Here is a 23,171-nt window from a genome sequence, read left to right as displayed (position 1 = left end):
GTGCTGCCCTGCGCACGGCTGAACGCTTTCACGGCTGCATGACTGCATGACTGCATGACTGGATGACTGGATGGTGTAGCCAATGTGCCGCTGCTGCAGCGACTCTGTGCGGCGTGCCAACGGCGAAGACCACAATCCGTCACCAAAAGCTGACCTTTTGGCGCACCGCAACACCTCCCGGTGCAATGCGGCGCTTCCTGCCAAGGCACAATGTCGGGATGAACATCGTGATTCTCGACGACTACCAGGATGCAGTGCGCAAGCTCCATTGCGCCTCCCGGCTCGACGCATACACAGCCAAGGTCTACACCAACACCGTCAAAGGGCTGGGACAGCTTTCCGTGAGACTCAAGGATGCGGACATCATCGTCCTGGTCCGAGAGCGCACGCAGATCACGCGGCAGCTGGTGGAAAAGCTCCCCCGGCTGAAGCTGATTGCACAAACCGGCAAGGTAGGCAGCCACGTGGATGTGGCCGCCTGTACCGAGCGCGGCATTGCCGTGGCAGAAGGCATCGGATCGCCGGTGGCGCCAGCGGAGTTGACCTGGGCACTGGTGATGGCTGCCATGCGCAGGCTGCCGCAGTACATCTCCAACCTAAAGCACGGTGCCTGGCAGCAGTCGGGCCTCAAGGCGGCGTCCATGCCGCCCAACTTCGGCCTCGGCACGGTGCTGCGTGGCAAGACCCTGGGCGTATGGGGTTACGGCCGCATTGGCCAGCTGGTGGCGGGCTACGGGCGCGCCTTCGGCATGAACGTCCGCGTCTGGGGCCGCGAGGCATCGCGCGCTCAGGCGCTCACCGATGGCTATCAGGCAGCCACGACCCGAGAAGAGTTCTTTGCACAGTGCGATGTGATCTCGCTGCACCTGAGGCTCAATGATGAGACCCGCGGCATCGTCTCGCTCGAAGATCTATCGTGCATGAAGCCCACAGCACTGCTCGTGAACACGTCGCGCGCAGAGCTGATCGAGCCGGACGCCCTGATCGCCGCACTCAATCGCGGCCGGCCTGGCATGGCTGCGGTCGACGTTTTCGAGAGCGAGCCGATATTGCAAGGGCACGCCCTGCTGCGGCTCGAGAACTGCATCTGCACGCCGCACATCGGGTATGTGGAACAAGACAGCTACGAGCTCTACTTCGGTGCTGCGTTCGACAACGTGGTGAATTTCATCAAGGGCACGCCCACCAACATCGTGAACCCCGGTTCGCTGCAAGTGCGCCGTTAAGCCATCGAGGCAAGCCAGACTGGCGCCGAGAGCCCTGGCCTGTGCTTGGCTCGTGCCTCTACCACTGGCGCTTGCACCACCACTGGCGCTTGCACCCCTCAGGGTTAGGTATCCTGCGGCCGTACACACACCCTGTGGACTTGAGGTAGGAAGTCGCTCTGGATGCGCGCAGCACCAGAGCATTCTGGCGCTGACTCAGCGTTGCTCGAGCACCGCAGTGCAAAGCAACTCCGTGCACCCCGTCAGACTTGCTGGCCTATCACCAACCACGCCCCTTGAATAAAAAAAGGCTTCCTTGCAGGAAGCCTTTTTGCTTTTGACGCAGCACCGAAGCGCTGCACCAAAAAGGAAGCCGCTCTGAATTACAGAGGCGTCTTCTTGCCGTCCTTGTAGTTGTACAAGGTGATGGCAGGGTTCTTGATTTCGCCGTTGGGTTCGAAGGCGATCGTGGAGGTCACGCCCTTGAAGTTGGACTTCAGCAGCTCGGGGGTGTAGACCTTAGGGTCCACCGAGTTGGCGCGCTTCATGGCGTCCACGATCAGGTACGTGGCATCGTAGGTGTAGGGGCTGTACACCTGGAATTGGTTGGGGTACTTGGCATCGTACTTGGCCTTCCAGGCCGTGCCGCCAGGCATCTTGGCCAGCGAGGAGCCGCCTTCAGCGCAGATCACGTTGGCCAGGGTCTTGGCACCAGCGGCCAGCTTGGCGACTTCCGACGTGCAGACGCCGTCACCACCGAAGTACTTGACGTTGCCCATGCCCAGCTGTTCCATCTGGCGCAGCATGGGGCCGGCTTGAGGGTCCATGCCGCCGAAGAACACGGCGTCGGGGTTCTTGGCCTTGATGGCGGTCAGGATCGCCATGAAGTCAGTTGCCTTGTCGGTCGTGAACTGCTCGTCCACCACCTTCATGCCCTTGGCAGCTGCGGTCTTCTTGAACACGTCTGCCACGCCTTGGCCGTAAGCGGTACGGTCATCGATGATGGCAACCGTCTTGAGCTTCAGGGTGTCGACAGCATAGAACGCCAGGCCAGCGCCCAGGGCGTTGTCGTTGGCGATGATGCGGAACGTGGTCTTGTAGCCTGGCTTGGTCAGGTTGGGGTTGGTGGCAGCACCGGTCACGTGCGGGATGCCGCAGTCGTTGTAGACCTTGGACGCAGGGATGGTAGTACCGGAGTTGAGGTGGCCCACAACGCCTGCAACCTTGGAGTCGCACAGCTTTTGTGCGGCTGCGGTGCCTTGCTTGGGGTCGGCAGCATCGTCTTCGGCCTGCAGCTCGAACTTGATCTTCTTGCCACCGATGGTGATGCCTTGAGTGTTCAGCTCTTCAATGGCCATGCGGGCGCCATTTTCGTTGTCCTTGCCGTAGTGGGCTTGGGCGCCGGAAACCGGAGCCACGTGGCCGATCTTGACCACCTGCTCTTGTGCAGAGGCCACACCAGCAGCAGCTGCGATAGCAGCAACCACGGTCAGTTTCAACTTCAATTGCATATCAATCTCCAGTAAAGATAAACGCTGAGAATGTTCTTGTGTCTCAACGCAGGGGAACATATCGCAATTTACGGGCCAGATCATTAGGGAACACGATTAAATGTGGGGGAAACCACAGGGGAATACCCTGTTAACCCTTTGGCTTCCCAGGCGCTCCACTCGCCAACTCATCGGCCACGGCCTCGTACACCGCGTGGCGAACCACTGATTCGATCTCTTCGCGCAGGCGCGGCAGCACCGATCTTGTCTGTTCTTGCACCACTGTGGCGATCGCTTCGCGCAGACGTTGATCCAGCACAACGTCCACGCGCTGCATCACGCGATGCACCATGTATTCCTCAAAGCCATCGGGCAATGCACGGGCGGCAGGTGCCGCAACTGCAGTCACTGCGCGCGGCGCGGCGGCGGGTGACGGCACCGCATCCACGGCAGGCAAGCGACGGGTCAACACCCCTGCGTTGGCAGCGGCGCCCAGCGGGCTCGCTGCAGCATTCACCGGCGCAACTGGCGGTGATGCCGCCACGTGCGACGCACCAGACACAGGCGCTGGTGGGGGTGAAGGTGAAAGTGCAGGCGCCACTGCAGGAGCAGTTGCAGCGGCAGGTGCTTTCACCGCGCCCGGCAACGGTGCGTGCGCCTGCGCAGGCCGCTGGGCCATCACCGCGGGCGGTTGTGCACTCGGCAAGGGTGGGCGCACTGCAGACACCTGCACTGCGGGCGCACCGCCTCCAGCAGCGGGCCGCACCACCGGAGGCAAGGGCGACAACATCACCGTGGTGCGCCCGGCTGCAACGGGTGCAACAGGTGCCCCGAGTGCAGGCACGGAATCCGGCGTTTGCACCACTTCGGTGAGCGTGGGAACAAACCGAGGCGGCGTGCGGGGAGGTTGTGCCATCAGCCTGCCTTCAGCACCAGGTCGTGGCGGGTGATAGCGTAGCCGCGCGATGCATAGTGCTTCCAGCGCGCGCGCGCTTCAGCGCGGTCCGTCTCATCCTGCGCGCTGACCACTTCGACCAATCGGTCAAACCGGCCAAAACCTTCCGGCACTCCCGCGTGCAGATTGAGCAGCACCTCATGGTGTGCAGCGGTGCGTGCATCGGTGGCCAGCAGCACAGGAGATGCGTGCACCAGTTCTTCGTCCGCATCGTCCCGGCAGTGCGCCACGAAGTCCTGGGGCGCCAGAGCCCAGAGCATGCGGTCCAGCGCCACCAGGGTGTCGGCGGGCGCCGAGATCACCAACCGTGCTCCGCTGCGCTGCACCTTGCGTGCAAACCGGCAGGCGTAAGCCAGCTTGTCCGGCGCATTGAAGTGAAAAGCGACTTCGGTCATGGGGCTGTGGCCTTGAACGACTCAGACGCCACCGGCCTGGGCCGCGCGCCTGGCCGCGGCAGGCTTGGCGCCTGCAGCGCGTGCGGGCGCTGCAGCACCCATAGCAGCGGTAGCTGATGCAGTCTTGACTCCCTTGACTCCCTTAGCGGCGCTGGCGACCTTGGCCACCTTGGAAGTCTTGGACGCCTTCGCATTGGCACTGGGATTCGCGCCGGCCGCATCCAACAGGTACTGCACCAGAAGGCCCACAGGCCGGCCTGTGGAGCCCTTGGCCGCCCCGCCCTTCCAGGCTGTGCCGGCGATGTCCAGATGGGCCCACGGCAGGTCGCCCACGTACTTCTGCAAGAACTTCGCCGCCGTGATCGCGCCGCCTGCACGGCCCGCCACGTTGCCCATGTCCGCAAAATTGCTCTTGAGCCCGTCGGCGTAGTCGTCGTCGAGCGGCATGCGCCAGCACAGGTCCTGCGCCGTGTCGCCCGCAGTTTGCAGCGCGTTGGCCAGCGCATCGTTGTTGGCAAACAGGCCGCTGCGCACGCCGCCCAGGGCGATCACGCAAGCACCGGTCAAGGTGGCGATGTCCACCACAGCGGCGGGCTTCAAGCGCGCGGCGTAGGTCAGTGCATCGCACAGCACCAGACGGCCTTCGGCATCGGTGTTCAGGATCTCGATGGTCTGGCCGCTCATGCTGGTAACCACATCGCCGGGCTTGACCGCGCGGCCGTCGGGCATGTTCTCGCAGGCCGGAATCAGGCCGACCACGTTGATGTCGGGCTGCAGCTCGCCCAGCGCGCGGAACACGCCCAGCACGCTGGCGGCACCGCACATGTCGAACTTCATTTCGTCCATCTCGGCCGCGGGCTTGATGGAGATACCGCCGGTGTCGAACGTGATGCCCTTGCCCACCAGCACCACCGGGGCCTTTTCCTTGGCGGCGCCGCTATAGCGCAGTTCGATGAACCGCAGCGGCTCTTCGGACCCCTGCGCCACGGCCAGGAAGGCGCCCATGCCCAGGCGGGCCACTTCTGCCGGGCCGTGCACCTTGCACTGGATGCGCGGCTGCTTGGCCAGGGTCTTGGCGGCGTCTGCCAGCAAGGTGGGCGTGGCGTGGTTGGCGGGGCGGTTGCCCCATTCCCGCGCAAACTCGACACCCGCCACCAGCGCCACGCCGGTATCAAAAGCGTCGCGCACGTCGGCCGCGCTGTGCACGCCCACCACGCAGCGGCTCAGGGCGCGCGCCTCTACCTTGGACTTGGTGGTGGTGTAGACATAGCTGGCCTCGGCCACGGCCTGCACGGCGGCGTTCACCGCGCCCGCTTGCGCCTTGGCAGCAAAGCACACCACCACGCGCTTGGTCTGCGGTGCCTTGATGGCGCCGCCCACGGCCAGCAGCGCCTGGCGCACGGCACGGGCAGCCCCGTCGCCGGCGCCCAGCAGCACCACCCGGCGGGCGGCGGTGCCAGCCGGCTGGTAGAGCTGCAGGCTCTTGCCCGCCTTGGTGGCCAGATCTCCGTTCTTGAGCGCCTGCGCAGCCAGGGCGGACAAGGAGTCCTTCCCGGGCTTGAACCCCTCGGGGATGAGAGCGATCAGCAGATCGCATTTTTCCGACGCGGCCGCAGTGAGTTCAAGGGTCTTGAGATCAAAGTTCATAATCGATGTTTTCCTTTTTCAGCGTGCTCTACAGGCTGCGAGCCAATGTTATTCGATTCATCCATCCGCAAGGAGCTGGCGCGCAGCTTTGGTGCGACGCTCGTGGTGCTGGTGACCGTGGTCATGACCATGATGCTGATCCGCACCCTCGGCCAGGCCTCCCGGGGCAGTGTCAGTCCATCCGATGTGATGCTGGTCATGGGCTTCACCGTCCTCGGGCAGCTGCCCACCATCCTGAGCCTGAGCCTCTTCATCGCCGTGGTCGGCACGCTGTCGCGCATGTACCGCGACAGCGAGATGGTCATCTGGTTCGCCAGCGGCCGCGGCCTCATCAGCCTGCTCAAGCCCCTGGTGCGGTTTGCCTGGCCGGTGATGGCGGTGGTCGCCGTTCTTTCGCTGCTGGTCTGGCCCTGGGCCAACTCGCAGATCCAGGAACTCAAGACCCGCTACGAGCAGCGCAGCGACATCGACCGCATCGCGCCGGGCGAATTCCAGGAATCCTCCAACGGCAGCCGCGTGTTCTTCATCGACAAGGAAAGCGCGGACACGCAGACCGGCAACAACATCTTCATCGCCGCCACCGACGGCACGCGGGAGTCCGTGACATCGGCGCGCAGTGCGCGGCTGGAGACCCAGAACGGCGAGCGCATGGCCCTGCTGACGGACGGCCAGCGCCTGGAGACCACGCGCGACAAACCCGGCGTGAAGGTGAGCGAGTTCTCCGAATACGGCACCCGCATCGGCTCGGCGCCCTCGGGGTCGGCCGAAGAACTGTCTGTCAAGACCCGCGCCACGCATGAACTGGTGATGAACCCCCTGCCCGCCTTCCAGGCCGAATTGGGCTGGCGCATCGGCCTCGCGCTTGCGGCCCTGAACTTCGTGGTGCTGGGCCTGGCCGTGGCCAGCGTCAACCCGCGGGCCGCGCGCAGCACCAGCCTGGTGTTTGCGCTCTTTGCCTTCATCGTCTACTACAACCTCATGACCCTGGGGCAAAGCTGGGTCGGGGCCGGCAGGCTCGGCCTGGCCAGCTTCATGGTGCTGCTGCACGGCGGCATGCTGATGGCGTCGCTGCTGGTGCTGGCCGCGCGCCACAACCAATGGACCATCCGCCGGCTCTGGCAGGCCGGTCCGAAGCCCCGGAGCGCCCCATGAAAACCATCCGCCGACTCATCCACCGCGAAGCCCTGCTGGCCGTCACCTTCGTGACCGCAGGGTTCCTGGCCCTGTTCTTCTTCTTCGACCTGGTGGACGAACTGCGCTGGGTGGGCCGCGCGGGCGCCGAGGGTTACCAGCTCTCCCACGCGTTCCTGTTCGTGGTGCTCAGCATTCCCAGCCACCTGTACGAGCTACTTCCCATCACGGTGCTCATCGGCACCATCTTCGTGATGGCGCGCCTGGCGCAAAGCTCGGAGTTCACCATCATGCGCACGAGCGGCATGGGCCCGTGGCGGGCGCTGCGCACCCTGCTGACGCTGGGCGGCGTGTTCGTGCTGTTCACGTTCGCGGTGGGCGACTACATCGCGCCGCTGACCGACCGAGCGGCCCAGCTGGTGAAGGTGCGCTACCTGGGCCGCCTGACCACGGGGGCCACCGGTGCGTGGCTCAAGGAGCGCCAGGAAGACCACTCCTTCGCGGTGAACGTGCGCGCACTCACCCCGAACGGCGGCATGCTGGACGTGCGCATTTTTGAATTCGACGGCAAGGGCCGCCTGGCATCGCAAACACGTGCCGCCTCCGGGCAGTTCGGGCCCGATGGCGCCTGGGAGCTTGAAAAGGTGCAGCGCAGCAAGTTCGAGCAGCGCGGCACCGACGGGGCCCGGGTCGAGCACCTGGACACCCCCACGCTGCAGTGGCCCACGCGCATCAGTGCCGACATGGTCGCTGCCTCGCTGCTCAAGCCCGACCGCATGGCCACCATCGACCTGTTCCAGTACATCCGGCATCTGGACGCCAACGGACAGTCCGCCCAGCGCTACGAGATCGAGTTCTGGCGCAAGGTGTTCTACCCGCTCTCGTGCCTGGTGATGGTGGTGCTGGCCCTGCCTTTTGCCTACCTGCATTTCCGCTCGGGCGGCATTGCGGGCTATGTGTTCGGAGGGGTGATGGCGGGCATCAGCTTCTTCCTGCTCAACAACGTGTTCGGCTACGCAGGCAACCTGCAGAACTGGTCGCCGTGGCTGACTGCCGCCGCGCCCGGGCTGATCTACTCCGTGTTGTCCCTGGCCGCCTTCGGCTGGCTGGTGCTCAGGCGCTAGCTGGCCCCCTTGAAACACACCACCCTGCCATGAGCCTCAGCGCCATCATCCTGTTCGCCCACGGATCACGCGACCCCCTGTGGCGCGCGCCCATGGAGGCCGTCGCCACCCGCATTGCCGCCGCCCACCCCGAGCGGCCCGTGGCCTGCGCGTACCTGGAGCTGTGCAGCCCCAGCTTGCCCGAGGCCGCTGCCCAGCTGGTAGCGCAGGGTGCCGCGCAGGTCACTGTAGTGCCGATGTTTCTGGGCACGGGCAAGCACGCGCGGGAAGACCTTCCGGTGCTGGTGCAGGCGCTGCGCAGCGCCCACCCCGCCACGCAATTCCATGTGCAGCAGGCCATCGGCGAAGACCCGCGCATGACCGCCCTGATGGCAGACATTGCCTGCGAGAGCCCGGCCGAGCGATAAATCCGGCAGGGTCGTCTGATTTCTTTAGATGGTTGCAGCATAATGATGCAACTCTTTAGGCGATATCAGATATGAATCTGCACCAATTCCGTTTTGTGCAAGAGGCCGCGCGGCGCAACCTCAACCTGACCGAGGCGGCCAAGGCCCTGCACACATCCCAGCCCGGTGTCTCCAAGGCCATCATCGAGCTGGAAGAAGAATTGGGCGTGGACATTTTCGCGCGCCATGGCAAACGCCTCAAGCGCATCACCGAGCCGGGCCAGCACGTGCTCAAGAGCATCGAAGTCATCATGCGCGAGGTGGGCAACTTGAAGCGCATCGGCGAGCAGTTCAGCGCGCAGGACAGCGGCACGCTCAGCATCGCCACCACCCACACCCAGGCCCGCTACGTGCTGCCGGTGCCGGTGGCCCGCCTGCGCGAGGCCTACCCCAAGGTCAACATCAGCCTGCACCAGGCCACGCCGCACGAAGTGGCCCGCATGATCATCGACGAGGTGGCCGAGATCGGCATGGCCACCGAATCCCTGGCGGACTACCCCGAGCTGGTCACCCTGCCCTGCTACGAATGGCAGCACGTGCTGGTGGTGCCCACCGACCACCCGTTGGCGCAAAAAGAGCGCATCGGCCTCGATGACCTGGCCCACGAAGCCCTGATCACCTACCACCCCTCGTTCACCGGCCGCGGCAAGATCGACCACGCCTTTGCCGCCCGCAAGCTGCAGCCGCGCATCGTGCTCGAAGCCATCGACTCGGACGTGATCAAGACCTACGTGCGCCTGGGCCTGGGCATCGGCATCGTGGCCGAGATGGCCATGCGCGACGACCCGCTGGGCGACCTGGTGGTGCGCCCCGTGGGCCACCTGTTCGGCCAGAGCGTGGCGCGCGTCGCCTTCAAGCGCGGCGCCTACCTGCGCAACTTCGTCTACAAGTTTGCCGAGCTGCTCAGCGACCGCCTGAGCCGCGAACTCATCGCCCGCGCGATGACCGGCCATGTCAACGACTACGAACTTTGAAACACCCCCTGAGCCGCTTCGCGGCTTCCCCCTCCAGGGGGACGCCGCCGGTGGCCTGGCAAAGCCAGTTCCACGGCGTCCGCTGGCTTGGCCTGCTCCGCGGCCTTCGGGCCGACAAACGCCGCGCTGATTTCCCATGATTGACACCACGCGATGAGCACTCCGTCCTTCCCCAGCAAGTTGCCCAACGTGGGCACCACCATCTTCACCGTGATGTCGGCACTGGCCGCAGAGCACCAGGCCGTCAACCTGGGCCAGGGCTTTCCCGACTTTGAATGCGCCCCCGAGCTGGTGAACGCCGTCACGGCGGCCATGCAGGCCGGCCACAACCAGTACCCGCCCATGCCCGGCGTGCCGGTGCTGCGCGAAGCCGTGGCCCGCAAGATCGAAACGCTGCATGGCCGGGCCTACCACCCCAACACCGAGATCACCATCACGGCCGGCGCCACGCAGGCCATCATCACCGCCATCCTGGCCGTCGTGCACCCGGGCGACGAGGTCATCGTGCTCGACCCCTGCTACGACAGCTACGTGCCCAACATTGAACTGGCGGGCGGCAAGGCGGTGCGCGTGCCGCTCACGCCCGGCAGCTTCCGGCCCGACTTCGGCAAGATCAGCGCGGCCATCACGCCCCGCACCCGCGCCATCCTCATCAACAGCCCGCACAACCCCAGCGCCACCATCTGGACGGCCCAGGAGATGCGCCAGCTCGAAGACCTGCTCGCTCCCACCGACATCCTGCTCATCAGCGACGAGGTGTACGAGCACATGGTGTTCGACGGCGCCGAGCATGAAAGCGCCGCGCGCTTTCCGGGCCTGGCGGCGCGCGCGTTCATCGTGTCGAGCTTTGGCAAGACCTTCCACGTCACCGGCTGGAAGGTCGGCACCGTGGCGGCCCCTGCAGCGCTGACGGCCGAATTCCGCAAGGTGCACCAGTTCAACGTGTTCACCGTGAACACGCCCATGCAGCACGGCTTGGCCGCTTACCTGCAAGACCCGGCGCCTTACCTGCAGCTGCCCGCGTTCTACCAAGCCAAGCGCGACCTGTTCCGCCAGGGCTTGGCGGACTCGCGCCTGAAGCTGCTGCCCAGCAACGGCAGCTACTTCCAGTGCGTGGACATCTCTGCCGTGAGCGATTTGAACGAATCCGACTTCTGCCAGTGGCTCACCCGCGAAGTGGGCGTGGCGGCGATTCCGCTGTCGGCGTTCTACGGCGACGGGTTCGACCAGCGCGTGGTGCGCTTTTGTTTTGCCAAGAAGGACGACACGCTGCGCGCCGCGCTGGAGCGGCTGCGCAAGTTGTGAGACGCGGACCGTGGCTGCACTGAATTTCTCGGCTCCGCGCATCGTCGCGCCGACGCCATCCAACAAGCTGTTGCCGTTTGAAAAGGCACTGCTCGACGCCACCGCTGCCGCACTGCCCCCGGCGGACGGCCGCTTGCTGGCGCAGCAAGTGCTCTGCATCAACAACATCCGCCGCGTGTCGGACTGGAAACAGATCGAGCTCTACAGCAAGCGCTGGCTCTGGCACCGGTGGCCAGGGGGCGTGTTGTTTGCCCGTAAGGACAAGTTTCGCCTTGCCACGGTGTCGTGCCGGTTCGGCGTCAAAGACGCGCACGTCGATGTCTGGGCGGTGGATGGCCATGTGTCTGCGCTCAGCGCCTCCACCGGCCTGAGCGGCTTGTCCATCGCCGGGCCGCTGAGCATCCTGGCGGTAGATCCGGGCGTTTAGAAAAACCGCACCTCATAAAAAAGGGCTGTACCGCGCTCCCAATGGTCGCCAGCAGCTACCAAATAGATAGCAAACACCTGCACAGACCCGCAGGTGCCGGCAGCGCCGGCCCCCTCACCGGCCAGTCTGCCTGGCCAGCCACACCCCCGCAGCCGCCAGCGCCATGCCCGCCAGCGCCCAGCCGCTGAGCGTCTCTCCAAACACGGCCCAGGCGATCAGCGCGGTCGTGGGCGGGGTCAGGTAGAACAGGCTGGCCACGTTCACCGCGCCGCCGCGGCGGATCAGCAGATTCAGCAAACTGACGGCGCCCAGGGACAGCACCAGCACCAGCCAGCCCAGCGCAAAGAGAAACTCGCCGCTCCACTGCACGGCCATGGTTTCCGTCGCGTACGCCAGCACCGCCATGGCCACCACGCACGGCAGGTACTGGATGACCGAGCCGGTGCGCAAATCGAACGCCGGGCAAAAGCGCTTTTGGTACAGCGTGCCGGCCGTGATGCCCAGCAGCGCCACCACCGCTGGCAGCAGCATGCCCACCAGCGCGCCGCCAGGCACCGTGGCCACCTTGCCGGCCACCACCAGCGCCACGCCGGTAAACCCCAGGGCCAGGCCCGCCCACTGCGCGGGCCGCACCTTCTCGCCCAGCAGGGCACCCGCCACCAGCGCCGTCAACAGCGGCTGCAGCCCCACCACCAGCGCCGTGATGCCCGACGGCAGCCCGTGGCCGATGGCGATGAACACCCCGCCCAGGTACACCCCGTGCACCAGCAGGCCCGACACGCCGATGTGCAGCCACGCCCTGCCCGACGGCGGCCACGGAGCCCGCACCAGCGTCACCACCGCCAGCATCAGCACGGCGACGATTGCGAAACGAATGGCCAGAAAGGTGAGCGGCTCCACATACGGCAGCCCCAGCTTGGCGCCGATGAAGCCGGTGCTCCACAGCGCGACGAAGAGCAAGGGCATAAACGCGTCGAGGGTGCCGGGTGTGGCGGGATGCTGCTGGGGCTGGGGCTTGGCCTGGGTCATGGAATATCAATGAAAGAAAAAGCACAGGGCGGCATCTGCGCCCGAGGGAAGAAGAAAAAGTCGATAACGCAACGCCGCAAAGCAGCACGGCCGTTCACCGCAGCGCGTCCACGGCAGCGTCCGCCTCAGCCAGGGCCTTGCCCGCCCGCGCCGCAAACCAGTCCACGACCCACGTGCGAAAGGCCGCCATCGCCGCCGTGCTGAACCGGGCCGAGGGCCGCACCAGGTAGATCCCCGCGTCGGCATTGAGCTGCCACTGCGGCAGCACCTGCACCAGTTGGCCCGATGCGATGCCGGGGTTGATCAACCAGTCGCCACCCGCCAGGATGCCCACGCCCAGCAGGGCAGCCGCAAGCAGCGCCTCATTGTCGTTGCTGACCAGCGAGCCGCGCACCACCACGCTGTGGCTCGCGCCCGGCTGCGTGAGCTGCCATTCCGGGTACGACTGCAGGCCGGTGAAGCCCAGGCAGTTGTGCTGCGCCAGGTCTGCGGGCAGCTGCGGGGTGCCGTGCTTTGCCAGGTAGGCCGGTGCCGCCGCCATGATGCGGCGGTGGCTGCACAGCCGCGTGGCCACCAGCCGGCTGTCGGCCAATTGGCCGATGCGGACCGCGGCGTCGAAGCGTTCGCCCACGATGTCCACCAGCCGGTCGGCGTACTCCAGCTCCAGCGTGACCTCTGGATGGGCCAGCGCAAACTCGGCCACCATCGGGCTGAGCAGGCGCCGCCCCATGGCGGCAGGCACCGATATGCGCAGCCGCCCGCGCACCTGCGCTGCACCGTCGGCCGCTTCTTTCTCCGCCTGTGCGATCAAATCCGTCGCCTCGCGCACCTTCTCTACCAGGCGCTGGCCGGCGTCCGTCAGGTGCAGTTGGCGCGTGGTGCGCTCGACCAGCCTCACGCCCAGGCGGCGCTCCAGCGCGTTCAGGCGCTTGGACAGCACCGAGGGGTGGCGCTGCAGCGCGCGGCCCGCCGCCGCAAACGAACCCGCGTCGCTCAGGGCAAGAAGGGTGGCCAGTTCATCGGCGTGCTGGCTGTCGGGCAGGTCCATCGGGTGTCAAAAGCGCCATGGGGGAGCAAAGAGGTTAAGAACCTGTTCAAGATCTTTTCAGGGTCCCCGAAAAGATCTTGAGCAAGTTCTAAGGAGCCAGGATGATCGCACCTTGCGAGCGCCCCTGCTCCAGGTCGGCGTGCGCGGTGCCCACATCGGCCAGCGCGTAGCGGCGCCAGATGCGCGGCGTGATGATGCCGGCCGCCACGGCGTGCAGCACGTCCTGGGCGCGCTCCTGGTACTCCGCCGCCGTGGCCGTGTGCGCGGCCAGCGAGGGGCGCGTGAGGAACAGCGAGCCCTTGGCATTGAGCGTGCCCACCTCGATGGGCGCAGGCACGCCGGAGGTGGCGCCAAAGGACACCAGCAGGCCGCGCGGACGCAGGCTGTCGAGCGAGGCTTCCAGCGTGGCCCGACCGATGGGGTCGTACACCACGTCGGCCCCGCTGCCGTGGGTGGCCTCGCGCACCTGGCCCGCCAGCGTGGCGGGGTCGAACACGAACACCGCGTCGCAGCCCGCCGCCCGGGCGCGCTCCACGGTCTCGGGCCGGGAGACCACGCCCATCACAAAGGCGCCCAGGTGACGGGCCCACGCGCACATCAACTGGCCCAGTGCGCCGCCGGCCCCGTAGATCAGCACCTTCGAGCCTGGTGCTACCGGATACGTCGTCTTGAGCAGATACTGCGCCGTGATGCCCTTGAAGAGCACCACCGCCGCCTCGTCGAGCCCCAGCGCATCGGGCAGCCTGACCAGCCGCTCGGCCGGGAACAAGCGCGCGCTGGCATAGGCCCCCAGCGGCCCGGTGGCGTAGCCACACGGTCGCCCACCGCCACATTCGCCACCCCCGGCCCCACGGCCACCACGTGCCCAGCGCCCTCCAGCCCCAGGCCGGACGGGAACGCGATGGGCACCGCACCCTTGCGCTGGCTCACGTCCAGCGGGTTCACGCCGATGGCCGCCTGCGCGAGCCACACCAGGCCGGGGCCGGGCACTTCGGGCTCCGCCACCTCCAGCCGTAGGGCGTCGGGCCCGCCGGCGGCATCGATCCGCACTATCTGGTGCATGGGGTGCATGGGTTTTTCCTTGTCGTTGGGTTCCATGCCGCAAGCGTAATTTCGGGTGCCGCGCCGAACAATCCGGGCAGGTGCATTTGACCCGTGCATGCGGTGCAGCAACGGGGCTGCCGGGGCGAGCGCGCGGTCTGCGGCGCCTAACACTCTCGCGCCGAGCACCATTTGTGCATAAAAACTGTCCCTACCGCTGGATCAGCAAGCGCCAGCAGCTACATTTTTAATAGCAAACACTCACAACGACCCGTAGCCCCTCCCAGCCGCCGCACCCTCCGTCTTGATGCGTTCTTGATACCCCGCCCTGCACTCTTGCGGGCATCTTGATGCGCCGATTCCTAGCATCGGAGGCATGCCGCAAGGCTTTCAAGGAGAAGGACATGGACTGGATTTTTATGGTGGCTGGCGGCCTGCTGTGGCTCGCGGTCTACGGGCTTGCCCGGGGCTGTGCCCGGCTGCAGGCGCGCGGTCAGGGGGGGCGGTCATGATGACGAGCGGCTGGATGATCCTCGCGGCCGTGCTGGCCTTGGCGCTGCTGGTGTACCTGGTCGCAGTGCTGCTGCGCCCGGAGGACTTTTCATGAGCACCGGTGCCTGGCTTCAACTGGCAGTGTTCATGGCACTGCTGCTCGCACTGGCATGGCCCCTGGCCCGTGCCATCGATGCGGTGATGAGCGGCCGCTTTGCGCTCGGGCGCCGGCTGGAATCGCCGCTGTTCAAGCTGGCGGGCGTGAACCCTGCGGAGGACAGCGGCTGGCTGCGCTATGCGCTCGGCCTGCTGCTGTTCAACGGCCTGGGCCTGCTGGCCGTGTATGCGCTGCAGCGCCTGCAGGGCGTGCTGCCGCTCAACCCCCAGGGCATGGGCGCGATCACGCCGGACTCGGCCTTCAACACCGCCATCAGCTTTGTCAGCAACACCAACTGGCAGGGCTACGGCGGCGAGAGCACCATGAGCTACCTCACGCAGATGCTCGCGCTCACGGTGCAGAACTTTTTGTCGGCCGCCACCGGCATCGCGGTGGTGGTGGCGCTGGTGCGCGGCTTTGCGCGGCATTCAGCCCAAGGGATCGGCAACGTGTGGGTGGACCTGACCCGCGCCACGCTGTGGGTGCTGCTGCCCCTGTCGCTGGTGCTGGCCGTCGTGTTTGCCGGCCAGGGCGTGATCCAGAACCTGTCGCCCTACACCGAGGTGCACACGATCGAGCCCTTGAACTACGAGGCGCCCAAGGTCGACGCCGCCGGCCAGCCCCTGCTGGACGCCCAGGGTGCGGCCGTGACGGAGCCCGCCACCCAGGCCACGCAGACGCTGGCCATGGGCCCCGTGGCATCGCAGCTGGCGATCAAGATGCTGGGCACCAACGGTGGCGGCTTCTTCAACGCCAATTCGGCCCACCCGTTCGAGAACCCCACGGCCGCGAGCAACCTGCTGCAGATGCTGGCGATCTTCCTGATCCCCGCGGCGCTGTGCCTGGTGTTCGGCCGCATGGTCGGCGACGAGCGCCAGGGCTGGACCATCCTGGCCACCATGAGCCTGCTGTTCGTCGTGGCCGTGATCGCCACCACCACGTTCGAGCAGCAGGGCAACCCGCTGCTGGCATCGCTGGGCGTGGACCAGGCGGCCAGCAGCCTGCAGGCGGGCGGCAACATGGAAGGCAAGGAGACGCGGTTCGGCATCGTGACGTCCGCCCTGTTCGCCGTCATCACCACGGCGGCCAGCTGCGGCGCGGTGATCGCCATGCACGACAGCTTCACGCCCCTGGGCGGCATGGTGCCGCTGGCGCTGATGCAGATGGGCGAGGTGGTGTTCGGCGGTGTGGGCTCGGGCCTGTACGGCATGCTGGTGTTCGCCATCATGGCGGTGTTCATCGCCGGGCTCATGATCGGCCGCACGCCCGAATACCTGGGCAAGAAGATCGAGTCGCACGAGATGAAGCTCGTGTCCATCGCCATCCTCGTCACCCCGCTGCTGGTGCTGCTGGGCACTGCCGTGGCGGTGATGACCGAGGCCGGCCGCACCGGCGTCCCCAACCCTGGCGCCCACGGCTTCTCCGAGGTGCTGTACGCCCTGTCGTCCGCCGCCAACAACAACGGCAGCGCGTTTGCCGGGCTGTCTGCCAACACGCCGTTCTACAACACGCTGCTGGGCGTGGCCATGTGGCTCGGGCGCTTTGGCGTGATCGTGCCGGTGCTGGCCCTGGCCGGCTCACTGGCAGCCAAGAAGCGCACCGCCGCCACCGACGGCACCCTGCCCACCCACGGCCCGCTCTTCGTGGCGCTGCTGGCCGGCGTGGTGCTGCTGGTGGGCCTCTTGAACTACGTGCCGTCGCTGGCGCTGGGGCCCGTGGCCGAGCACCTGGCGCTGTGGGTTCGCTGAACGGACAACAAGAAAAAAGGAAACTGCCATGAGCCGCACAACATTGACCCTGTTGGACCCCGCCCTGGTGCGCCCCGCGCTGCTGGAGGCTTTCAAGAAGCTGGACCCGCGCGTGCAATGGCGCAATCCGGTGATGTTCGTGGTGTATGTGGGCAGCGCCTTCACCACCGCGCTGGCGGCCAGCCAGCCGCAGGCCTTCACCGCCGCCGTGGCACTGTGGCTGTGGGTCACGGTGCTGTTCGCCAACTTCGCAGAGGCCATGGCCGAGGGCCGCAGCAAGGCCCAGGCCGCGTCGCTGCGCGGCCTGAAGAAGCAGACCTGGGCCAAGAAGCTCGAAGGCCACTTCGACCGCACCACCCCGCGCACCGACATGACGTGGCTGCCGCTCGAAGCCGACAACCTGCGCAAGGGCGACATCGTGCTGGTGGAGGCCGGCGACACCGTGCCGGCCGACGGCGAGGTGATCGACGGCGTGGCCTCGGTGGACGAAAGCGCCATCACCGGCGAATCCGCCCCGGTGATCCGCGAATCGGGCGGCGACTTCAGCGCCGTGACCGGCGGCACCCGCGTGCTGTCCGACTGGATCGTGGTGCGCGTGGCCGTGAACCCGGGCGAGACCTTTGTCGACCGCATGATCGCCATGGTCGAAAACGCCAAGCGCCAGAAGACGCCCAACGAGATCGCGCTGACCATCCTGCTGGTGGCGCTGACCATCGTGTTCCTGGGCGTGGTGGCCACGCTGCTGCCGTTCTCCATCTTCGGCGTGGCCGCCACCGGCCAGGGCCAGCCCGTGGGCCTGGTGGTGCTGGTGGCGCTGCTGGTGTGCCTGATCCCCACCACCATCGCCGGCCTGCTCAGCGCCATCGGCGTGGCGGGCATGAGCCGCATGATGCAGGCCAACGTGATCGCAACCTCCGGCCGCGCGGTGGAGGCCGCAGGCGACGTGGACGTGCTGCTGCTGGACAAGACCGGCACCATCACCCTGGGCAACCGCCAGGCCAGCCAGTTCATCTCGGCCCCCGGCGTGACCGATGCGGGCCTGGCCGACGCTGCCCAGCTCGCCTCGCTGGCCGACGAAACGCCCGAGGGCCGCAGCATCGTGGTGCTGGCCAAGCAGAAGTTCAACCTGCGCGAGCGCGACATCGAAGCCCTGGGCGCACAGTTCGTGCACTTCACCGCGCAAACCCGCATGAGCGGAGTCGATCTGCCCGGCCCGCGCCTGCTGCGCAAGGGCGCGGCCGACGCCATCCGCAAGCATGTGGAGGCCCTTGGCGGGCGCTTCCCCACCGCCGTGCAGACCGCGGTAGACGACGTATCGCGCCGCGGCAGCACGCCCCTGGTGGTGGCCGACGGCGCCCATGTGCTGGGCGTGGTGGAGCTCAAGGACGTGGTGAAGGGCGGCATCAAGGAGCGCTTTGCCGAACTGCGCCGCATGGGCATCAAGACCGTGATGGTGACCGGCGACAACCGCCTGACGGCCGCCGCCATTGCCGCCGAGGCCGGCGTGGACGACTTCCTGGCCGAGGCCACGCCCGAAGCGAAACTGCAGCTCATCCGCAGCTACCAGGCCGCCGGGCAGCTGGTGGCCATGACCGGCGACGGCACCAACGACGCGCCCGCCCTGGCCCAGGCCGACGTGGCCGTGGCGATGAACACCGGCACCCAGGCCGCCAAGGAGGCCGGCAACATGGTGGACCTGGACAGCAACCCCACCAAGCTCATCGAGATCGTGGAGACCGGCAAGCAGATGCTGATGACGCGCGGCTCGCTGACCACCTTCAGCATCGCCAACGACATCGCCAAGTACTTCGCCATCATCCCGGCGGCCTTCGTCACCACCTACCCGCAGCTGTCGGCGCTCAACTTCATGCAGTTGGCGAGCCCCAGCTCGGCCATCCTGTCGGCGGTGGTCTTCAACGCCCTGGTCATCGTGTTCCTGATCCCGCTGGCCCTCAAGGGCGTGCGCTACCGCGCCGTGGGCGCCGCCGCGCTGCTGCGCCGCAACCTGGCCCTGTACGGCCTGGGCGGCGTGGTCGTGCCCTTCATCGGCATCAAGGCCATCGACATGGTGCTGGCTGCCGTCGGCATGGTTTGAGCCCCTGCCACCCATCTTCTGGAGATACCCTCATGACCACCGCATCCACCACTGCATTCACTACTGCATCCCATACAGCATCCCATACTGCATCCACCGCCGCCTCTGCCGCACGCAGCGCCGCCCCGGCAACCCCGTCATCTGGGCTGCTGCGGCCTGCCCTGGTGCTGTTCATCACCCTCTCGGTCGTCACCGGGCTGCTGTACCCGCTGGCCGTCACCGGCGTGGCGCAGGCCGCGTTTCCTCAACAGGCCAACGGCAGCCTCATCGTGCGCAACGGCCAGGCCGTGGGCTCCGAACTCATCGGGCAGTCGTTCACCGCACCGGGGCACTTCTGGGGCCGCCCGTCGGCCACGGCGCCCATGCCGTACAACGCAGCGGCCTCGGGCGGCTCGAACCTCGCGCCCACCAACCCGGCCTTGACCGAAGCGGTGCAGCAGCGCGTGGCGGCCCTGCGCGCAGCCGACCCCGGCAACACCGCACCGGTGCCCGCCGACCTCGTCACCACGTCGGCCAGCGGGCTCGACCCACACATCAGCGCGGCCGCAGCGCTCTACCAGGCAGGCCGCGTGGCGCGTGAACGCGGGCTGCCCGCCGACCGCGTGCAGCAACTGGTCGAGCAGCACACCGAACGCACCTGGGGTGGCTTTCTGGGCGAGCCGCGCGTGAACGTGCTGCAGCTCAACCTGGCGCTGGACGCCCTCGCGCCCACCGCAGCCGCAGCCACCACCACCAGCAAGCCATGACCGACATGCTGACGGCCCTGCTGCTGGCCGTGCTGGTGATCGCCGTGCCGATGCTGCTGGCCTGGCTGCTGACTCGGCAGCGCGCGGCGCCCGCTACCCCGCCGGCAACCCCGTCGCTGCACGACAATGCAGCACTGCCCCACCGCCACCACGCCAACGACTTTGCCCACCCCCTGGACCGGCATGCACGACGCAATCCGCCCTGATCCCGACGCCCTGCTCCAGCAGATGCACAGCGAAGACGCGCAGGCCCACCGGGGCCGGCTCAAGATCTTCTTTGGCGCCTGTGCGGGCGTGGGCAAGACCTACGCCATGCTGTCGGCCGCCCGCGCCGCCCAGGCGCAGGGCCTGCCCGTCATCGTCGGCGTGGTCGAAACACACGGCCGCACCGACACCGAGGCCCAGGCGCAGACCCTGCAGCGCCTGCCGCTGCGCCAGATGCCGTACCGCGACCGCACGCTGCCCGAGTTCGACCTGGATGCCGCCCTGGCCTGGGGCGCGCAGCACCCCGACGGCCTGGTGCTGCTGGACGAGCTGGCGCACAGCAACGCACCCGGATCGCGCCACCCCAAGCGCTGGCAGGACGCCCAGGAGCTGCTGGCCTCGGGCATCGACGTGTGGTCCACGATGAACGTGCAGCACCTGGAGAGCCTGAACGACATCGTCAACGGCATCACCGGCATCCGCGTGTGGGAGACCGTGCCTGACAAGTTCTTCGACGACGCCGACGAAGTCGTGGTGGTGGACCTGCCGCCCGACGAGCTGCTGGCGCGCCTCAAAGCCGGCAAGGTCTACCTGCCCCAGCAGGCCGAGCGCGCAGCCGGCCACTTCTTTCGCAAAGGCAACCTGCTCGCGCTGCGCGAGCTGGCCCTGCGCCGCACGGCCGACCGGGTGGACGACGAAATGCGCGCCTACCGCCGCGCCAGCGCCGCACGCACCGCCACCTTCACCCCCGTGTGGCCCAACCGCGAGGCACTGCTCGCCTGCGTGGGCCCCGGCGAAGGCGGTGAGAAAGTGGTGCGCAGCTGCGCCCGCCTGGCCGCCCAGCTGGAGCTGCCCTGGCATGCCGTCCACGTCGAGACACCCGCCCTGCAAAAACACAGCGCCACCGTCCAGCCCCGGGTGGAGCGCACCCTGAAGCTGGCGCAGGAGCTGGGCGCGAGCACCTATGCGCTGTCGGCGCCCGAGGCCGCGCTCGCACTGGTGCGCCACGCGCGCGAGCACAACCTGGCACGGCTGGTGGTGGGCCGGTCCGCCAAGCGCTGGCCCTGGCAGAGCACCATGGCCGAGCAGATCGCCCAGCAGGCCAGCGACCTGGACCTGCTGCAGGTGGGCGACGCCGGCCCCTCAGCCCGCCAGCGCCCGGCCGCTGCAGCGCTGGCGTCGGACGACACCGCCAGCCACCGCTGGTCATGGCCGGGCTACATCGCCGCGGCGCTGATCTGCGGCGTCACCGCACTGCTGGTGACCCCGCTGGTCGAAGTGCTGGAGCTGACCAACATCGTCATGCTCTTCCTGCTGGTGGTGGTGGGCGTGGCCCTGGTCTACGGGCGCGGCCCGGCGGTGCTGGCGGCCTTTCTGGGCGTGGCGTTCTTCGACTTCTTCTTCGTGCCGCCGCGCTTCAACCTGGCGGTCAGCGATGCGCAGTACCTGGTCACCTTTGCAGTGATGCTGGTCGTGGCCCTGGTGGTTGGGCAGCTCACCGCCGGGCTCAAGGTGCAGGCCGAAGCCGCCACGCGGCGCGAACACCGCGTGCGCAGCCTCTACGACATGGCGCGGGACCTGTCGGCCGCGCTGCTGCCCGAGCAGGTGGCCGAGATCGGCGCGCGCTTCCTGGTGGGCGAATTCGGCGCGGGCTCGGCACTGCTGGCGGCCGACGACGACAACCACCTGCAGACCCTGCCCGGCGCCACCGCGCCGGTGGACCTGGGCGTGGCGCAGTGGGCCTTCGAACGCGGCGAGCCCGCGGGCCGGGGCACCAACACCCTGCCCTCGGGCCCCACGCTGGTGCTGCCCCTGAAGGCCCCCATGCGCGTTCGCGGCGTGCTGGTGGTGGCGCCGCCCGACGGGCAGGCCCTGGGCACCGAGCAGCGTCGCCTGCTGGAGACCTGCGCCTCGCTGCTGGCCATCTCGCTCGAACGCATCCACTACATCGACGTGGCGCAGAAGAGCACGGTGCAGATCGAGTCGGAGCGGCTGCGCAACTCGCTGCTGTCCGCCATCTCGCACGACCTGCGCACGCCGCTGGCCTCGCTGGTCGGCTTGGCCGACACGCTGGGCATGCTGCAGCCGCCGCTGCCCGCCGCGCAGCAGGGGGTGGCCCAGGCCATCGGCCAGTCCGCCCAGCGCATGAACGCGCTGGTCAACAACCTGCTGGACATGGCCCGCCTGGAGGCCGGCGCGGTGCAGCTCAACAAGGCCTGGCAGCCGCTGGAAGAAACCGTGGGCAGCGCCCTGGCCGCCGTGGGCCCGTCCCTCGCAGGCCGGCCGGTGCAGGTGCAATTGGCGCCCGACCTGCCCCTGCTGCACCTCGACGCCGTACTGATGGAGCGGGTGCTGGTGAACCTGCTGGAAAACGCTGCCAAGTACACGCCACCCGGCTCCGCCATCACCATCGGCGCCCAGGCGCACAGCGATACCGCGGCCCTGACCATCACCGACCAGGGCCCGGGCCTGCCGCGCGGCCGGGAAGAACTGCTGTTCGAGAAGTTCGAACGCGGCAGCCGCGAAAGCGCCACCCCCGGCGTCGGCCTGGGACTGGCCATCTGCCGCGCCATCGTGCAGGCGCACGGCGGCACCATCCATGGCGACACGGTGATGGATGCGGCAGGCGGCCTGGCCGCGGGCGCGCGCTTTACCATCACCCTGCCGCTGGGCACGCCACCGTCCGACAATGGCAGCGACGAGACCGGTGCCGATGACGCGGCGGCCCAGGCCGAACCGACCACCGCCGGTGCATCCGACCCCGCCCCACTGCCCCATTGACGCACTCACCATGACCGAGCTGGCCACCCACATCCTCATCGTCGAAGACGAAGCCGACATCCGCCGCTTCGTGCGGCTGACGCTCGAGACCGAAGGCCACACCGTGCACGAGGCCGCCACCCTGCAGCGCGGCCTGATCGAGGCCGGCACGCGCCGCCCCGACCTGGTGGTGATGGACCTGGGCCTGCCCGACGGCGACGGCGTCGACCTGATCCGCGAACTGCGCACCTGGTCGACCATGCCGATCATCGTCCTGTCGGCCCGCAGCGCCGAGGCGAGCAAGATCGCCGCGCTCGACGCGGGGGCGGACGACTATCTCGTCAAGCCCTTCGGCTCCGGCGAGCTCACGGCCCGCGTGCGCGCCCAACTGCGGCGCAGGCAGACGCCTGCGGGCGCAGCGGCCCAACCACTCATCACTTTCGGCGACATCACGGTCGATCTGGTCCGCCGCACAGTCGAGCGGCGCACCGGCGACATCGGCGAAACCGGCGCAGAAGCCCTGCACCTCACGCCCATCGAATACAAGCTGCTCACGCACCTGGCGTCCCAGCCCGACCGCGTCATCACCCACCAGCAGCTGCTCAAGGCCGTGTGGGGCCCCGGCCACGCCGAGGACACGCACTACGTGCGCGTGCACCTGGCCAACCTGCGCAAGAAGGTGGAAGACAACGCGTCCATGCCCCGGCACCTGGTGACCGAGGCGGGGATCGGGTACCGGTTCGTGCCGTAGC

20 protein-coding genes and 1 pseudogene are annotated in these 23,171 nt (G+C 67.6%); 14 read left to right on the top strand and 7 right to left on the bottom strand.

From position 1 onward, the window contains the following. Window positions 1-218 precede the first annotated feature (218 nt). A complete protein-coding gene (locus ASF16_RS09495) occupies window positions 219-1,226 on the top strand; it encodes a D-2-hydroxyacid dehydrogenase family protein (protein WP_056165636.1) in 1,008 nt (335 codons plus the stop codon). A gap of 362 nt (window positions 1,227-1,588) precedes the next feature. On the opposite strand, the gene ASF16_RS09490 is transcribed toward ASF16_RS09495, so the two are convergent. The 4 genes from ASF16_RS09490 to ASF16_RS09475 form a co-directional block, all read right to left on the bottom strand. Then, entirely contained in the window at window positions 1,589-2,716 is a 1,128-nt protein-coding gene (locus tag ASF16_RS09490; RefSeq protein ID WP_056165634.1) for a branched-chain amino acid ABC transporter substrate-binding protein, read from the bottom strand. A 130-nt stretch (window positions 2,717-2,846) separates the two neighbouring features. Further along, on the bottom strand, window positions 2,847-3,164 hold the full coding sequence (locus ASF16_RS26710; RefSeq protein WP_235507311.1) for a hypothetical protein: 318 nt from the start codon (window positions 3,162-3,164) through the stop codon (window positions 2,847-2,849). A gap of 446 nt (window positions 3,165-3,610) precedes the next feature. Then, window positions 3,611-4,045 carry a DNA polymerase III subunit chi gene (locus ASF16_RS09480; protein ID WP_056165632.1) on the bottom strand — a complete coding sequence of 145 codons (435 nt, stop codon included), beginning with the start codon at window positions 4,043-4,045 and terminating at the stop codon, window positions 3,611-3,613. A gap of 21 nt (window positions 4,046-4,066) precedes the next feature. Beyond that, the gene (locus tag ASF16_RS09475) at window positions 4,067-5,692 is read right to left on the bottom strand and encodes a leucyl aminopeptidase (protein ID WP_056165631.1); all 1,626 of its coding nucleotides are present in this window, start codon (window positions 5,690-5,692) and stop codon (window positions 4,067-4,069) included. Window positions 5,693-5,737: 45 nt separating this feature from the next. On the opposite strand from ASF16_RS09475, the gene lptF reads away from it, so the two are divergent. The 6 genes from lptF (at window position 5,738) to ASF16_RS09445 (ending at window position 11,099) form a co-directional block, all read left to right on the top strand. Continuing rightward, the gene (gene lptF / locus ASF16_RS09470) at window positions 5,738-6,844 is read left to right on the top strand and encodes an LPS export ABC transporter permease LptF (RefSeq protein ID WP_056165630.1); all 1,107 of its coding nucleotides are present in this window, start codon (window positions 5,738-5,740) and stop codon (window positions 6,842-6,844) included. Continuing rightward, window positions 6,841-7,947: an LPS export ABC transporter permease LptG gene (gene lptG, locus ASF16_RS09465; protein ID WP_056166470.1), complete on the top strand. Its 1,107-nt coding sequence runs from the start codon at window positions 6,841-6,843 to the stop codon at window positions 7,945-7,947. The genes lptF and lptG overlap by 4 nt, the downstream gene beginning before the upstream one ends. A gap of 29 nt (window positions 7,948-7,976) precedes the next feature. Beyond that, window positions 7,977-8,354 carry a sirohydrochlorin chelatase gene (locus tag ASF16_RS09460; protein WP_056165628.1) on the top strand — a complete coding sequence of 126 codons (378 nt, stop codon included), beginning with the start codon at window positions 7,977-7,979 and terminating at the stop codon, window positions 8,352-8,354. Between the two features lie 71 nt (window positions 8,355-8,425). Next, window positions 8,426-9,367: a CysB family HTH-type transcriptional regulator gene (locus tag ASF16_RS09455; protein WP_056165626.1), complete on the top strand. Its 942-nt coding sequence runs from the start codon at window positions 8,426-8,428 to the stop codon at window positions 9,365-9,367. A 153-nt stretch (window positions 9,368-9,520) separates the two neighbouring features. Then, window positions 9,521-10,672, top strand: a complete 1,152-nt coding sequence (locus tag ASF16_RS09450) for a pyridoxal phosphate-dependent aminotransferase (protein ID WP_056165624.1) — start codon at window positions 9,521-9,523, stop codon at window positions 10,670-10,672. A 10-nt stretch (window positions 10,673-10,682) separates the two neighbouring features. Next, window positions 10,683-11,099: a hypothetical protein gene (locus tag ASF16_RS09445; protein ID WP_056165622.1), complete on the top strand. Its 417-nt coding sequence runs from the start codon at window positions 10,683-10,685 to the stop codon at window positions 11,097-11,099. 114 nt (window positions 11,100-11,213) lie between these two features. On the opposite strand, the gene ASF16_RS09440 is transcribed toward ASF16_RS09445, so the two are convergent. The 3 genes and pseudogenes from ASF16_RS09440 to ASF16_RS09430 form a co-directional block, all read right to left on the bottom strand. Then, a complete protein-coding gene (locus ASF16_RS09440; protein ID WP_056166468.1) occupies window positions 11,214-12,065 on the bottom strand; it encodes a DMT family transporter in 852 nt (283 codons plus the stop codon). Window positions 12,066-12,222: 157 nt separating this feature from the next. Continuing rightward, window positions 12,223-13,176: a LysR family transcriptional regulator gene (locus ASF16_RS09435; RefSeq protein WP_056165620.1), complete on the bottom strand. Its 954-nt coding sequence runs from the start codon at window positions 13,174-13,176 to the stop codon at window positions 12,223-12,225. An 88-nt stretch (window positions 13,177-13,264) separates the two neighbouring features. Further along, window positions 13,265-14,238, bottom strand: a pseudogene (locus ASF16_RS09430) (quinone oxidoreductase). Between the two features lie 487 nt (window positions 14,239-14,725). Here ASF16_RS09430 and kdpF point away from each other — a divergent pair. From kdpF to ASF16_RS09395, 7 genes are read left to right on the top strand one after another with little or no spacing between them, the layout of a single operon-like run. Continuing rightward, entirely contained in the window at window positions 14,726-14,824 is a 99-nt protein-coding gene (gene kdpF, locus ASF16_RS09425) for a K(+)-transporting ATPase subunit F (protein ID WP_235507310.1), read from the top strand. Further along, entirely contained in the window at window positions 14,821-16,614 is a 1,794-nt protein-coding gene (gene kdpA, locus ASF16_RS09420; RefSeq protein WP_056165618.1) for a potassium-transporting ATPase subunit KdpA, read from the top strand. Before kdpF ends, kdpA begins: the two co-directional genes overlap by 4 nt. Before the next feature lie 28 nt (window positions 16,615-16,642). Beyond that, window positions 16,643-18,709: a potassium-transporting ATPase subunit KdpB gene (kdpB, locus tag ASF16_RS09415; protein ID WP_056165616.1), complete on the top strand. Its 2,067-nt coding sequence runs from the start codon at window positions 16,643-16,645 to the stop codon at window positions 18,707-18,709. 32 nt (window positions 18,710-18,741) lie between these two features. Then, entirely contained in the window at window positions 18,742-19,455 is a 714-nt protein-coding gene (kdpC, locus tag ASF16_RS09410; protein WP_082516821.1) for a potassium-transporting ATPase subunit KdpC, read from the top strand. Further along, complete coding sequence (locus ASF16_RS09405) at window positions 19,452-19,661, top strand: hypothetical protein (protein ID WP_056165614.1); 210 nt, start codon at window positions 19,452-19,454, stop codon at window positions 19,659-19,661. Before kdpC ends, ASF16_RS09405 begins: the two co-directional genes overlap by 4 nt. Further along, window positions 19,639-22,440: a DUF4118 domain-containing protein gene (locus tag ASF16_RS09400; protein WP_056165612.1), complete on the top strand. Its 2,802-nt coding sequence runs from the start codon at window positions 19,639-19,641 to the stop codon at window positions 22,438-22,440. Before ASF16_RS09405 ends, ASF16_RS09400 begins: the two co-directional genes overlap by 23 nt. A 10-nt stretch (window positions 22,441-22,450) precedes the next feature. Further along, window positions 22,451-23,170, top strand: a complete 720-nt coding sequence (locus ASF16_RS09395; RefSeq protein ID WP_056165610.1) for a response regulator — start codon at window positions 22,451-22,453, stop codon at window positions 23,168-23,170. Window position 23,171 lies beyond the last annotated feature (1 nt).

Origin of the sequence: Acidovorax sp. Leaf78 (assembly GCF_001422735.1) — a bacterium.
In the GTDB taxonomy this organism is placed as follows: Bacteria; Pseudomonadota; Gammaproteobacteria; order Burkholderiales; family Burkholderiaceae_C; genus Acidovorax.
The sequence above is the reverse complement of the archived record's forward strand: the minus strand, read 5'-3'. Positions and strand labels throughout refer to the sequence as shown.